Source organism: Hymenobacter sediminicola, from assembly GCF_014250515.1.
Lineage (GTDB): Bacteria > Bacteroidota > Bacteroidia > Cytophagales > Hymenobacteraceae > Hymenobacter > Hymenobacter sediminicola.
This window is the reverse complement of the sequence record NZ_CP060202.1, coordinates 588055-602148: the sequence shown is the minus strand read 5'-3', so window position 1 is coordinate 602148 and position 14094 is coordinate 588055. Positions and strand designations below refer to the sequence as shown.

12 protein-coding genes are annotated in these 14094 nt (G+C 58.6%); 4 read left to right on the top strand and 8 right to left on the bottom strand.

Going from position 1 to position 14094, the window contains the following annotated elements; all coding sequences use genetic code 11:
* Positions 1-108: 108 nt before the first annotated feature.
* The 4 genes from H4317_RS02560 to H4317_RS02545 form a co-directional block, all read right to left on the bottom strand.
* Entirely contained in the window at positions 109-567 is a 459-nt protein-coding gene (locus H4317_RS02560; RefSeq protein WP_185888633.1) for an XrtX-associated membrane protein, read from the bottom strand.
* A gap of 73 nt (positions 568-640) precedes the next feature.
* The gene (xrtX, locus tag H4317_RS02555; RefSeq protein ID WP_185888632.1) at positions 641-1189 is read right to left on the bottom strand and encodes an exosortase X; all 549 of its coding nucleotides are present in this window, start codon (positions 1187-1189) and stop codon (positions 641-643) included.
* A gap of 113 nt (positions 1190-1302) precedes the next feature.
* Positions 1303-1512 (bottom strand): PID-CTERM protein-sorting domain-containing protein, encoded by a 210-nt coding sequence (locus H4317_RS02550; protein WP_185888631.1) that lies wholly within the window; start codon positions 1510-1512, stop codon positions 1303-1305.
* A 76-nt stretch (positions 1513-1588) separates the two neighbouring features.
* Positions 1589-6628, bottom strand: coding sequence for a beta strand repeat-containing protein (locus H4317_RS02545; protein ID WP_185888630.1), 5040 nt, complete (start codon positions 6626-6628; stop codon positions 1589-1591).
* A gap of 326 nt (positions 6629-6954) precedes the next feature.
* Between H4317_RS02545 and H4317_RS02540 the strand changes: the two genes are divergently transcribed.
* A complete protein-coding gene (locus tag H4317_RS02540) occupies positions 6955-7944 on the top strand; it encodes an AAA family ATPase (RefSeq protein ID WP_185888629.1) in 990 nt (329 codons plus the stop codon).
* Between the two features lie 46 nt (positions 7945-7990).
* Here the strand turns inward: H4317_RS02540 and H4317_RS02535 are convergent, their stop codons facing one another.
* From H4317_RS02535 to H4317_RS02525, 3 genes are all read right to left on the bottom strand, one after another.
* Positions 7991-8269, bottom strand: a complete 279-nt coding sequence (locus H4317_RS02535) for a hypothetical protein (protein WP_185888628.1) — start codon at positions 8267-8269, stop codon at positions 7991-7993.
* A gap of 197 nt (positions 8270-8466) precedes the next feature.
* Entirely contained in the window at positions 8467-9315 is an 849-nt protein-coding gene (locus H4317_RS02530) for a hypothetical protein (RefSeq protein ID WP_185888627.1), read from the bottom strand.
* Positions 9312-9872: an RNA polymerase sigma factor gene (locus H4317_RS02525; RefSeq protein WP_185888626.1), complete on the bottom strand. Its 561-nt coding sequence runs from the start codon at positions 9870-9872 to the stop codon at positions 9312-9314. The genes H4317_RS02530 and H4317_RS02525 overlap by 4 nt, the downstream gene beginning before the upstream one ends.
* 249 nt (positions 9873-10121) lie before the next feature.
* Here H4317_RS02525 and H4317_RS02520 point away from each other — a divergent pair, with 249 nt between their 5' ends.
* Positions 10122-10943, top strand: coding sequence for a class I SAM-dependent methyltransferase (locus H4317_RS02520; RefSeq protein WP_185888625.1), 822 nt, complete (start codon positions 10122-10124; stop codon positions 10941-10943).
* An 8-nt stretch (positions 10944-10951) separates the two neighbouring features.
* Here H4317_RS02520 and H4317_RS02515 read toward each other — a convergent pair whose 3' ends face one another.
* Positions 10952-12211: a lipopolysaccharide biosynthesis protein gene (locus H4317_RS02515; RefSeq protein ID WP_185888624.1), complete on the bottom strand. Its 1260-nt coding sequence runs from the start codon at positions 12209-12211 to the stop codon at positions 10952-10954.
* Between the two features lie 296 nt (positions 12212-12507).
* Between H4317_RS02515 and H4317_RS02510 the strand changes: the two genes are divergently transcribed.
* Both H4317_RS02510 and H4317_RS02505 read left to right on the top strand, forming a co-directional pair.
* Complete coding sequence (locus tag H4317_RS02510; RefSeq protein ID WP_185888623.1) at positions 12508-12993, top strand: DUF4890 domain-containing protein; 486 nt, start codon at positions 12508-12510, stop codon at positions 12991-12993.
* Positions 12994-13176: 183 nt separating this feature from the next.
* The gene (locus H4317_RS02505; RefSeq protein ID WP_185888622.1) at positions 13177-14058 is read left to right on the top strand and encodes a universal stress protein; all 882 of its coding nucleotides are present in this window, start codon (positions 13177-13179) and stop codon (positions 14056-14058) included.
* The last annotated feature ends 36 nt before the right edge of the window (positions 14059-14094 follow it).

Below are 14094 nucleotides of genomic sequence, written 5' to 3'. Positions count from 1 at the left end.
CATTAAAGATAAAAGCTCCTGCCTAATGCTCAGGGGTGAAATTATTTACTGACTCTACAACACGAAAAAGCCCCCTTCGCGGAAAGGGGGCTTTTTCGTGTTGTAGAGCTATACCTCCTGATTTGGAGAACTTGCGGCAGGGACGTACCAACGCAACAGTATCACCAGTACCAGCACGGGCAGCGGCGATACGATAAAATCGATGAGGTGACGGCCAAGCTGGTAGAGCCAGGGCACGTCGCCGGCCAGCTTGCCTGCTACCAGCAGCACCGCACAGCATCCTAATACAGCAACATAGAGCAGGAACACGAGTCGCATACGGCCGGCCGGCACCAGCAGCCGCAACAACAACAGGCACACCCCGGTGTAGGCCACGGCATACGTTGCCACGACTGGCAGACTACGCTTTGTGACTTCGCCGCTTACATTTTGCTGTATAGACGTTAGCTGATCCGTAGCACCTAAGGCTGCTAGCAGGTTGCGCCAAGCGTTGGTGAGCAGCGCAAACACGGATTCATCGTAGACACCGGCCCAGAAAAGCACAGCAACCAAAGCCAGAGCAGCCATAACACGAGGTACAAGCCTACTGAAGCCTCGTGTTGCTTTGACAGAAGGCATCCTATTAGCCATAGCTTTTTGCTTAACTAATGCTAACTTCTGGTTCGCCGGAAACTGCTAACCGGCGCGCCCAAAGCATCCAGAGCAGAAAAATACAGCCATACACTACAAATGTGAAGGTGTAATGATGGTTGAAATCGACGGATTGGTGGGCGTAATAGTGGTTGAGAGCCAGAGCAGCGACGCGTACCACATTCAGCAAGTAGATAGCCAAAATACCAGCCGGAATAAACCACAACTTGCGCCGTACTGGCCCGGGATAAGCCAGCACGAAACCCGCAAACAATACATACAGCACAAGACCATTGCAGGGGTTTCCGACAAAAACGGCCATTTTCTGCTCAATCAGCAGTAGTTGCGGATTGTTGGCGGCGAGGCTGGCCGGAAAGCCAAACAGCTGCAAGGCGGCTGTCGACACTTTAGCAATGTTGATGGAAAGGAAGGTATCAAGCCGGTTATCCTGCCGAAGCCATTGCTCGTACCCAAAGAACCAGACCAGATATAACCCAACTGCCAGCAGCAGAAAGCGCCGGAGCGAGCGGGTAGGCATTGAAGGAGCAGCAACAGGCATACAACGAAAATAGTGTTTTCCGGCCCACTTTAGCCAGCCGGCTCAAAACAGCAAACGGCCCCGCCAACAAAAAGGCGAGGCCGTTTTACTACAATGTCCGGAAATTACCTGCTTTAGCGGCGGCGTTTGTCGCGGAGCTTCTTTAAGCCCAGCCCTACCCCGGCAGCTAGTAGTAGTGAAGCGCCACCATCAATAGGAACCGCCGTGGGCTGTTGTGGGTCAGGCTCGGGGCCGCCGGAACCAGGGCCCTGAGCAGTAGCCAAACCAGTTGTGAGCAGCACCAGAGCTACAGGAAGAAAGTAACGAAGAAGAGAAGACTTCATATAAGGAAGGTCAGATGAGGAAAAGAAAAAGGCCAGCTCCGGCATTGGAGCCGGCCCTTTCTAACAATTGCAGTACTTACTCTACCGTGACGCGCTTGGTAACCGGGCCGCTGGCCGTTTCCATACGCAGGATGTAAACACCCTGAGCCAGATTCTGCACATCAAACTGCGCCTGAACTCCAGTGGAGGTAACTGGCAGAGTCCGCTCGGTGATGATCTGACCAAGGCTGTTGAGCAGCGTTGCTTTCACCGACTTGCCGCCTACCACTGCTGGCATCGTCAGCTGGAAGCTGTGATGAGCAGGGTTCGGGAATACCGCCACCTGGGCTGCCAGCAAACCAGCACCGGTGCCTAGAGCAGTAGTGCCGCGGAATACCAGCGAGAAGCGGGTAGCGGAGGAGGCTGAACCCAGCGTGAACGTATAGTTCGGCTGCTGGCTCAGGCTCTGTAGCGTACCCGATTGAGCATCGCGCAGGAACACCTCGGCACCGGTGCCAAAGTTCAGCAACTGAGCTACCTGGAAGATGTAGGTACCTGCCTGTGGCACACTCAGCTTGAGCGGAACCACTACTTCGGCTCCCGTGAGTGGAGCGAGGCCATTGATGCTCATTTCCTCGCTGCCTACTACCGTAGAAAGATTGGAAGACGTGTTGCGCAGCTTGTAGGCATCGTACCGGTCGTCAATACCAGCCGTGGCTCCCTGCTCGAAGTACACATACGTGTCATCGAGAGAAGTACCAGCCGTGTTACGCACAGCCAGTTGGAGCAGCGGCCGTGTTTCGGGGCCCCGGTTGAAGCTCACCTGCTGGGCAAACGACGTTACGCGGTTGGCGTTGGTCAACGTCAGAGTGGGAGTAGCTCCTGCTGTGCTGGTCCGGACGAAGAAGCCCTGCGACGAAGCAATCAGCGGGTTACCGCCTACACCGTTCTGGTAGCTGCGGTAGTTGGTGCCATACTGGCTGGGGCTCTGGTGCACATAAATAGCACCGTTCAAACCAGCCGGAATGCTCACCGTGCTCCAATCGAGGGGCGACGGATACGGGTTGCCCACCAGATGCCAGCCAGCATCGGCCTGCGTACCACGGGCCAGTGGCAGCGTGCTGATGGTGCCACTGTTGAGGCTACCGACGAAATCAACCAGTGCCGAAGCAGCAATATTCACCGTGTAGCCACGGCCTACTGCCATCGGCTCACCCGTGGAGTTCGGCGAAGTCCAGCCCTTATCGAAGGGCGTGAGGCCGGCGCCATTGTTGGTAGCCACACGTGCTTGCTCGTAGCTGAATACCGTTGGGAATGGTGAAACTGCCAGCGGCGTAGCGCTAACGTTGTAGTCACTGTTCACAACTGGCGAGAAGCCAGCCGTCGTCAGATCAGCCACCGTAGTGCTTTGTACCGGCGACGAGTAGTGGCGGTAGCCCAGGCCGCTGTTCAGGCTTGGGTCGATGTAGCGCTGCACGGTAGCTTGGCCAGTGACCACACCACCCGCGTTATCCACGAGAGCAGTACCGGCGGCGCTAGAAAGCAACGTCAGGGCATTGCTGTTCAGCGTCAGGTTGCCGCTGGTCAGGCGCACTACCTCAGCCACACTCAGCGCCTGACTTAGGCGCAGACCAGTGGCGTTGTTCACCGTCAGGTTGCGTACCCGCGCCGGCAGGCCGGGGCCGGAAGCCTGAGGAGCCGTACCGTTGTACACGTAGTTGGCATCGTTGCTGAACGTGCGCGTGCCAGTTACCTGCACGGCGCCGGTAGCACCAGTAGCAGCAATACCAGCTACGTCGCAGATGCGCAGCTCAGCACCAGCCTGCAGCACGAAGCTGCCAGCGCCATTGATGGTCTGGCAGTTTTGTACCAGCACACCGCCAGTCTGCACCGTCAGAACACCGTTTACTGTCAGCGGGCCCGTCAGGGTAGCCACACCGCTGCTCGTGATGGTTACGTTATTGTAGGTACCCTGCACGTTCTGCGGATTGCTTACCGTCAGATCCTGCGGAGCGGCCGCCAGCGTAGTGAAGGAGGTGGTAACAGCCGACGAGGTCAAGCCGCCAGCGCAGTTGCTGACAATGCTCACCGAATAGGCTGTGCCCGGCGTCAGGCCCGTCAAGGCTACAGGCGAAGCCGTTGGAGCGGGCGTAACCGTGGTGGCCGTGCCGCCAGCGGGCGTGTAGGTAACGGTGTAGCTCGTGGCCGAAGCCGAGGCTGTGAACGTCACGTTGGCCGAGGTCTGCGTTACGCTGTTAGTAGCAACAGCCGTCGGAGCCGTGCAGGATGGCGCATCGGTCTGAGCGCAGATGCTGAAGGTACCAAAGGCGTCATTGCTGTACTCCCACACGCGGGCGTAGATGGTCGAGCCCGGCGTGAGGCCGGTTGCCCGCACACGCGAGAAGTTGTTAGTACCACTGCTAATGTCATCGTTACAGCTAATCAGGCTGAGGCTGCCACAGCTACCCGAGTACAGTGCCAAGCCCGTATCTGAAATGCTGGTGCCACTGCCCTGACTGGTTTCCACTTGTACAATGCCGTTGGCAGGCACCGTCAACGAATACCAGACGTCGCCGCCCAGGTAGCTAGCGCAGCCCGGAGCGGGCGTGCCGGTGGAGGCGGTAGCACCCACGTTAGTGCCGGCCACGGCCGTGCCGCAAGTACCTACCCCAATGCTGCTAATCGGCGTAGCAGTAGCGCAGTCGTCGTTGGCGGGCGGTGGGCTCAGCGTGGTGAAAGAGGTGGTAACAGCCGAAGAGGTCTGGCCACCAGCGCAGTTGCTGACAATGCTCACCGAATAGGCTGTGCCGGGCGTCAGGCCCGTCAGGGCAACAGGTGAGGCCGTGGGGTTAGGGCTCACCGTGGTGGCCGTGCCGCCAGCGGGCGTGTAGGTAACGGTGTAGCTCGTGGCCGAAGCCGAGGCCGTAAACGTCACGTTGGCCGAGGTCTGCGTTACGCTGTTGGTGGCAATAGCCGTCGGAGCCGTGCAGGACGATGGGTTGGTAATGCAGATGGTAAAATTACCGGAGCCGGAGCCCGCGTAGTAATCAAACACACGCACGTAATAGGTGGCGCCTACCGTCAGACCGGTAGCGGTAATAGTTTCCGTACCGCCGTCGCCGCTGTCATCCTGGCACGAGCCCACGTTCACGCCGGGGCAGGCCCCGGAGCGCAGATTCACGACGGCATCAAAGCCGGTGGCGCCTACCACCCGGATGGTGTGGCTGGTGTTGGTAGCCACGAACGAGTACCACACGTCATCATCGGCCGTGCCTGCGCACGTGCCTGCGGCCGTGGAGGCCGTAGCTCCGAGCGTGGAACCCGCAGTAGGGGTGCACGTTGTGGAGGAAGACAAGGAAATAGCGCCCGCGCATTCATCGTTGGCAGGGGCCGGAGGCGGAGCCAACGTTGTGAAATTGACGGTGACTGGCGTAGAAACTCCGCCATTGGAGCAGTTCGTAGTGATGGTGACCGTGTACGCAGTGCTGGGCGTCAGGCCGGTTAAATTCACCGGGCTGCTGCTCAGAGTAGCGGTGGTAGTTGTGCCGCCTGCCGTTGGAGCCAGCGTAAGGGTGTAGTTAGTAGCGCCGGTAGCAGCCGTAAAGGTCAGTTGCCCGGTGGTGGATGCTGCCGTTACGGCTGCATTCGTGACCTGGGCGCAGGGAACGTTCGCCGGGTTGGTTATACAGATGGTAAAACCGCCATTGGCAGCCGTGGAAGGAGCCGTAGAAGAGTAATTGTATACCCGAACGTAGTAAGTTGCGCCTACAGTAAGGCCGGGGAGCACAAGCGTTTCTGCCGATCCGCTGGCTGTGGCATCAACACAACCAATATTTGTGCTGCTGGCGCAACTCCCGGAGCGCGCGTCTATTACAGCATCAAAGCTACTGTTCCCTACTACGCGCACCGTATGCTGCGTGCTCGTCGCGACAAATGAGTACCAGACATCATCGTCATCAGTACCAGCGCAGGTTCCGGTCAGTGAGCGGGTAGCGCCCAGCGTGCTGCCTGTAACAGGCGCGCAGGTTTCATCTGAAGTCAGGCTGATAGCACCGGCGCAGTTGTCGTTGGCGGGCGGTGGGCTCAGGGTGGTGAAGGAGGTGGTAACGGCCGACGAGGTCAAGCCGCCAGCGCAGTTGCTGACAATGCTCACCGAATAGGCCGTGCCCGGCGTCAGACCCGTCAGGGCCACCGGTGATGCCGTCGGAGCGGGCGTAACCGTGGTGGCCGTGCCGCCGGCGGGCGTGTAGGTCACCGTGTAGCTCGTGGCCGAAGCCGAGGCCGTGAACGTTACGTTCGCCGACGTGCTGGTCACGCTGTTGGTGGCTATGCCGGATGGGGCAGCGCAGCTGGGCGGCGTGAAGGTGTATGTTTGTCCGGCTACCGGCTTGGCGTTGATTGTAGTCGTTTCGGTAGTGGAACTGACTGTGGCAGTGGCACCAAGGTTGTTCAGGGACAAGAACTGACCTGAGCTGATACCTGACAACCCGGCCGAAGCCGAACCAGATGCTACCGCACCCGATTCGGGCTGGTACACAAACTGCACCACGTTGGTACCTTCATAGAGCTTTGCCTGAAACGATACGACTGGGTTAGTAGAGTTCCAGTTCCACTCCCAGTTCTTCCATTCAAAGGTAAAAACCCGGTTAGGCGCCGTACCCGTCGTGCTATAAATAGCTCTGCTACTGTTTGCTACGCCACCCACGGTAGCCCGCCCATCTAAGTCGTCCCACAGCGGTGCTACCAGTGGGCGGCTACTGGTGGCTACCGTGTTCAGGTTATTTGTGCTTTGGCTGGCAGCTCCCGCGTTGAACGACAGAAAGCCATTGGAGGAAGCTCGCACCTCGGTGTAGGTAACACCATCGAATACGAAGCTAAACCCAATGGGCAATGCCCCGGAAATGCCAGTATCAACCTGCACACCAGCTACGTTGGTAGCTCCGGCTGTGCCTTCAATAGTCGTATACGTGCCTGACGAGGCAGCAAATCCATATCCGGATACCTGTGCCCAGGCGCCGGTAGCGGCAGCCAGCCATAGGCCCAGCAGGAGCAGAAGCCGTGTAGCCCACGGCTGCGGAGTTGGTGTTCCGGGCCACCGGGTGGTGGTGTGCCCGTTAAACTGTAAAGGTGTGTGCATATAAAGGGGGTAAGTGGTTGGAAAAAAAGCGTAGCCCACGGCCACTGCACTCGGGTGCAGAACAGCCGCGGAAAGAGAAGAAAATCTGAATTTTGTTCATCTATTTGAGTATTTCCCCGCTCAATAACAAGCATATACCTATAAATAAATTAAACTCTTCGTCCATACAGAACCAGATAAAATTAGAATAGTGCTAAATAAAATCTTTCAATTATATTGATTGTGTTATATAGCCACCATCAAGCTATTTGCCAGTCGGCCGGGATACAATTTGCCCAGATACTCCCCGCTTTTTCTACCTTTAACCTTCCTACCTTCTTCCGCGTATGCTGCCGCTTTCCTCGCCTGACCTGCCCGTTCCCGATTATCAGCAGAAAATAAAACAGGTGTTTGCGGAAGTAGGCAAGGTGGTTGTGGGCCAGCAGTACATGGTGGGCCGGCTGCTGATTGGCTTGTTCACCGGTGGGCACATTCTGCTGGAAGGCGTGCCGGGCCTAGCCAAAACCCTTACCATCAGCACCCTCTCCAAAGTACTGCACCTGCACTTTCAGCGCGTGCAGTTCACACCCGACCTGCTTCCCTCCGACTTGGTAGGCACCATGATTTACAACCAGAATCAGTCGGTGTTCGAGGTGAAAAAGGGGCCTATCTTCGCCAATCTGGTGCTGGCCGACGAGGTAAACCGCTCCCCGGCCAAAGTGCAGAGCGCCCTGCTGGAAGCCATGCAGGAAAAGCAGGTGACTATTGGCGAGACTACCTATCCGCTGGACCTGCCGTTTCTGGTACTGGCCACGCAGAATCCGGTGGAACAGGAAGGCACCTATCCGCTACCCGAAGCGCAGGTAGACCGGTTTATGATGAAGGTGTTTGTGGACTACCTCAAGAAAACCGACGAGTTGGAAGTGATGCGCCGCATGGCCAACATGAGCTACGTAGGTGAAGTAAGCCCCATTCTGACCAAAGAAGACATCTTTGGTATCCGCAACCAGATCAACCAGGTCCAGATTTCTGAGACGCTGGAGAAATACATTATCGAGCTGGTATTTGCCACGCGCCGCCCCGCCGACTACGACCTGCCCGAGTTTCAGCAGTACGTGCAGTTTGGGGTGAGCCCGCGGGCCAGTATTGCGCTGCACCGGGCCGCCAAAGCCGTAGCGTATTTCGACGAGCGGGACTATGTGCTACCGGAAGACATCAAGGATGTGGCCGGCGACGTCCTTAATCACCGGATTCTGCTTACTTACGAAGCTGAGGCTGATGGCATCCGCACGCAGGACCTGATTGATGCCATCCTGCGGAAAGTGCCCATCAGCTAACTTCTTCCGCTATTCGCTGTGAAGTGCCAAATAGGCCGGCGGTAATCTACTGCTGCACTACAACCGGCGCAGTAGAAGAAGTGTAGTACGTTGTGTGATGAGGCCAGGCGTTGGTTTGGCGGGCAGGAACAGGTGATGCTACCAGCACCGATTTGCCGGCGGCCAGCACCGAAGCAGCTTCTGGGGTAGCAAACCGGCTTACAACCAGCAAAGCAAACAACACGGCGAATACTACCCAAGTCCACTTGTCATGGGCAGGTTCAGTTGGGGCAAGGTGCTGCGAAGGAGCTTCGGAGCGGGTACTGGGCGTCATAGCTATGGGCATAAAGAGTAAAATCAACTGAAGATTCTTCAGCTTCCTCGGGCTACCAGACAAACCGGACTTGCTGTGCTTCAGCAGGTCCGGTGAAGGGACAGTATTTTCCCAGACAGCGCTGCCGTTTAAAAGGCTGCTGTAGGGCAAAATTTTGTTTTAAACAGAACACAGATCGACCAACAGTGGCGCGGCCGCGGCTACAGGGCTTAAAAGTCGGGCTGCGCTGCCGCTTTGCTCCGACGCGGGCTGAATACGTGCCGCACCTGTTGCGTGAGGTGCGTAATGCGCCGCCGGAAGCCCCGCCCTTTTTCCGCCATGCGGTGCGTGGGCACCCGATATTCTGTGCGCCATTCACGTGGCGCCTCACCCGGCTTTAGCACACCTGCCGTAGCCACTCGGGTAGCAGCGCCGGTTCCCGCTGTGCCGGTACGCTCGTTTTCCCGCACCTCAGAAGCGGATAGCTGCATAGTAGCAGCCGACAACTGCGAGTCAGCAGATACAGCAGCCGGCGCTGGCAGCGCAGTAGCTGTCAATGTATCTGCAGCTGGTGGCAGCGCAGCCAGTGGTGATGCGGCAGATGCAGCCAGTACCAGCGTATCTGTTTCCGGCGTCTGGGCAGCCGTTATCCTTTGGGCTTCCACACCAGTGAACCGAGGATGACGTGCAGCCATCCGCTTCTCAGCAGTTGTTGCCGCCTGCTCGCGGCCTGCCTCCGGCTTGGTTGGAGCAACGGCAGAAAGAATATCGGGAGAAACTGTAGTTGGTGCTGGCTGGAGTGCCGCAGCTGGCGCTTCGGTCCGGCTCACGGCTGGTTGCTCCGTTTTGGGTGTCGGCTTTGTGCTTTCCGGATGCGGCAGTAGCCATCCTACTCCCAACCCTACCAGTCCTACCAGCGGCAGCAATACCTTGTAGGGTAGCGCGCGAGGTGCTTTAGGAATGTCCGCCAATTGCCCTTCTACCCCCGCCCAAAGCCGGCTGGAAGGAGATAGGGTAAAGTCACTGAACGTTTCACGCAGCGACTCATCCAACAGCTCATCTTCGGGGTTCTGGGTCATAATCGGATGAAGTTATTCTGCTGCTGGTAGAGCAGCAGCAGTTGTTTTCGGGCTTTGCTGAGCTGTGCCTTGGATGTACTTTCCTGTATTCCAAGCATTTCACTTATTTCACTATGCGAGTAGCCATCGACGGCGTAAAGCAGCAAAACCACCTTGCAGCCTTCGGGCAGTTGTTCTATCAGGCTCAGCACTTCCAGCACGTTCAGCTGGTCGAGGGCCGAAGCAGAAACCGCAGGAGATACATCGAAGCTATCCGGCAACTCCACTTGGCTCTGGCGACGCAGCTTGCCGCTCTGCCAGTGGTTGATGGCCGTAGTAACCACAATACGCCGGATCCAGCCTTCGAGCGAGCCTTCCGAGCGAAACTCGCCTAACCGGGTAAACACTTTCACGAAGGCATCCTGCAGAATGTCCTCTGCCTCGGGCAGCGTGTAGGCGTACCGCCGCGCAATACCCAGCATACGCCCGGCATAGCGGGAGTACAAGGTCCGTTGGGCCGCCGGTTCGCGGCGAAGACAACGGGCCAGCAGGGCGTCGAGGTCGGAAGAAACCGGCATGCGCGAAAGTGTTCTTCTCGGTGGTTGTGAAGGGGAGACAGGCGACGGCACAAAAAGGCTGCTGTGGAGCTATTATTTCGAGTAAGCAGCAGGCCGTATACCAGGCAATTTACCTGATTTTCCCTCTCAAGCACGCATAAGTTTCTTACCATCAGTTCGTAGCCACCTTGTGCTCTTATTGCGTGCCCGGCGTGGCACTTTATAGGCAAGGAGCAGCGGGAGTTGTTAGCTTTGCGGCTCTTCAGCCGTATGCCTGTGTCCCGTCTTGCCAAAACCCTGCGCGGCCTTAGCAGCCTTATTCGTAACCCCTGGCTGCTCAACCATGTGCTGGCCGCCGACGAAACTGCCTGGCAGCAGCGCGCTTTGGCCCACACGGCGCGACGCCTCACGCCGCAAGGCTTGCCCGCTGTGCCGCTCACGCACTTTCTGACTCCCGACGACCACACGGTGCGGCCTTTCGCTTTTCGGGAAGGCGGCTCCCTGCCTACGGATTTGCTGCTGCTGCGCGCTCTGGCCCGCCGCGTGCCAAAGTGCCGCTATTTCGAAATCGGGACGTGGCGGGGGGAAAGTGCGGCCAACGTGGCCGAAGTGGCGGCTGAGGTGTACACCCTCAACCTGTCGGGCGAAGAAATGCGGACACTGGGGCTGAGTGAGCGGTACATCGAGCTGCACGGCTTCTTCTCGCGCCCTCTCGCCCACGTGCATCACCTGCATGGCAACTCCGCTACTTTCAATCTGGCCGGCCTCGGGCAGCCATTCGATGTCATCTTCATTGACGGCGACCACCGCTACGAAGCCGTCCGGACTGATACGCGCCGGGTATTTGAGCATCTGGTGGGCCCTACTACGGTGGTAGTATGGCATGATGCCAGCCGCCAGCCGGGCCAGCCCCGCTGGGAGGTACTGGCCGGCATTCTGAACGGACTGCCCGCCACGGCCACCGGCCAGCTGGTGCAGGTAGAAAACACGCTCTGCGCCCTCTACTCACCTCACCCGCTGCCTACGCACACCTTCGACCCACTCGGCGACCCAACCACGTGGTTTGAGGTAACCGTCCGGCCCCAGCAGTAGGAACTCGGTTAGCGGTTCTTCACCAGCTCCCGAGCATACGCGACGTCGGTGCGGTTCGGTAGCCAGTCGGCCCAGCCGGTTCCGGTAGCCCGCCCAAACTGCAGCAGCAGGTACGTGGTGGAAGCCAGATACGACAGCGACGACGCCATGGCGGCCCCCACGATGCCTAGCCTTGGAATCAGGAGCCAGCAGGCGGGCACCGTCACGAGCAGGCCCAGGGTAGTAGCCCAGTTGTTGATGCGGTACTGCCCCAATCCGGCGAAATAGCTGCTGCACGTTACGTTCAGGGCTACGGCTACCACGCCCGGCGCCAGCCACCCGATAACGGGCCGGGCCGCCCCAAACTCCGGCCCGAATACCGCCGCTAGCAGCGCCGGTGGCAACAGCGCCAGTACGGCTACGGCGGCGGCTGTTGCCAAGGCTGCCAGCCGGGCCACCCGTAGCGTGGGTGCCAGTTGGGCGTGCTTATCGTCGGCATGCACTAGGTCTACATACTGAATGAGGGCGGCACTGCGCGGAATAAGCCAGATGGCTTCGGCCAACGCTACTCCTACACTAAGTACACCCACGGCCCGGGCATCCACAAAATGCGCCACGAAATAGTAGCTGAGGCGGTAATTGGCAAATGCCAGAATATTGGAGAGGTGCGCTCCGCGGCTGTGGTGGCTTAGCTCCAGGGCCGTTGCACGCAGGCCCCGGCCGCCCTCCCACTGGTCGGGCAGGCGGCATAGCAGCCCGAAGCTAGCTAGCAGCGGTACTCCGTAGGCAACGTAGGCGGCATAGTAGTACACGGGTACTTCGCGCCAGCCCAGCCCCATAAAAGCCAGCAGCAGAAAACCAGCTAGCAGCGCAACCTGCGCCATGTTCAGCGCATTATACGCCGCTTCCTGCTTGCGCCCCAGCAGCAGCGAGATATTGATGGATAGGAATGCCTGCAGCAGCGCCAGTGCCCACAAATGCCCAAGGTAGCTGACCGGCACTGGTCGTAGCAATCCGGCCAGCACCGTGCCGGCCGTGCATACCACCAGCGCCCAGCCATAGGCTGGCACCAGCAGGTGCCACACATTGCGTCGCGGTACCAGAAATATTAGCGACGAGCCGCCCAGTAGCCCAATGAACAGCAGCAGTGCGGCACAGTCCGTCACGAATAGGCTGACTACTCCCCGGCCGGCTGCGCCCAAGGAGCGGGCCGTGAGCCACACCACCGCAAAGCTGAGCAGCGCCACGGAAAGGCGGGTAGCAAACGTGTGGAAGATGCGGCGTAGCACTACAGACGAACGGGTGGTGAGGCGACAAAGGTATTCGCCGGAAGGGTTCAGCAGCTGCCAGGCCAGAACAGATGCAGCATTTGCCCTGGCTCAGCTTAGTAGTAGTGCCACTGGCCTACCCGGCAAAAGCTGTTCTACTGAAGGCGTCGGGAGAATGTGGCGGTCTGTCGAGTGTTTGGGCGCTTCAGCAGATAGTTGGGCCTGGAGCTACTAATGGGGCACTTGGTTTGAATGAAGGGAGACAGAACGCAGCGTCTAGTACCTCACAAGAAAACAACTCTAATTTCCCTACTACCATGAAAAAGCAACTCTTCAGCCTCGCCCTTCTCCTCAGCCTCAGCGCTTCCTTCTCCGGCACTTCCTTCGCCGCCGACCTTGGCAAACGTGACGGCCGCGAGCAACGTAAGGATTTCGGCAAAGGCCAACGCAGCGACGAACTGGCCAAAGAACTCGGTCTGAATGCCAAGCAGAAAGCCAAAGTCGAGAAGATATTCCAGGAGCAACAGCAGCAGATGCAGGCCCTGCGCAGCCGCTCTGGCTCCGCCGACCGTAGCCAGTCGATGAGCGAAGTCAAGCGCATCCACGACAATTCCGACAAGAAGCTCAAGGATGTGCTGTCGAAGAAGCAGTACGCCCAGTTTGAGGCCAAGCGCCAGGAGCGCCAGCGGCAAATGAGCCAGCAAGGAAACCGCCGTGACGACGACCAGCGTGGTAACGGCCGCCGCGACGATGACCGGCGCACCGATGACCGCCGTGACGTAGGTGGCCGGAGCCGCAGCTAGTCCTCCTGCTTCCTCCATCTAGCACAACGCACAACGCGCCGTTCGGCTTTGCCGGGCGGCGCGTTGTGCGTTAGGAAGAAACCACACATAACTAATTGTCTGATAGACGCTGAACCGGCAACTTACGTACGCAAGGCAGTGGCCCAACCGGCCGATTTGTCTTCCACCATATTCTTATTCAGCATGAAGAACATCCTGGTTCCGACTGATTTCTCTGCCCAGGCGCACCATGCGTTTGAAGTGGCGCTGCAGCTGGCACAGCGCACGGGCGGCAATGTCACGCTGCTACACGTACTGGAATCTTTAGGCGACAATTCGGCCAATTTTAGCTCCTATGGCGGCCCCGTAAACGGGGCGGAGTTGCCCAACAGTGAGGGTGTGCCCGATGGCATTTTCGCCATTAAGCTACTGGAAGTGACCAAGCAGCGCATGCACGCCTTGCTGGCCGAAGCGGCCCAACGCGCGCCCGGTGTAGCCGTGCACGACGCAGCTGGCACCGCCGACCTCGACGATGCCATTCTTCGCGTGGTAGCGGAGCGCAACATTGAACTGGTGGTGATGGGCACGCAGGAGCATGACACAATGGAGCAGTTTTTCAATAGCTCTACCACCCAGCGCATGGTACGGCTGGCGCCCTGCCCGGTGTTGGCCGTGAAGCACCAGCAGGCACAGTTCGACGTACGCAACATCGTATTCCCTTCCGATTTCACTGCCGAAACGGCCAATGCCGCCTCGGAACTGCAACAGATTCTGGCCCTTTTTCCGGAAGCGGCCGTGCACCTGCTGCACATCGGCTCCAGCCACGACCAGCAGGTACTAGTGCACATGCAGATGTTTCTCCAGCAGCACAGTCTACCCAACGCCACCACCCATATTTTTGATGCGAGCAGCACGACCACCGGCATCGAGCAGTTTGCCCAGAAAGTGCAGGCCGACCTGATTGTACTGCCTACGCATGCACGTTCGGGTCTGAGCCGTTTGTTCCATAGCAGCGTCGCCGAAAACGTGGCCAGCAGTGCTTTCCCGCCCGTTCTCACCTTTCATTTGCACGCACAGGGCCGCTAGCTCCAAGCACCCTGCCAAATATAGCCCCGGCCGCCG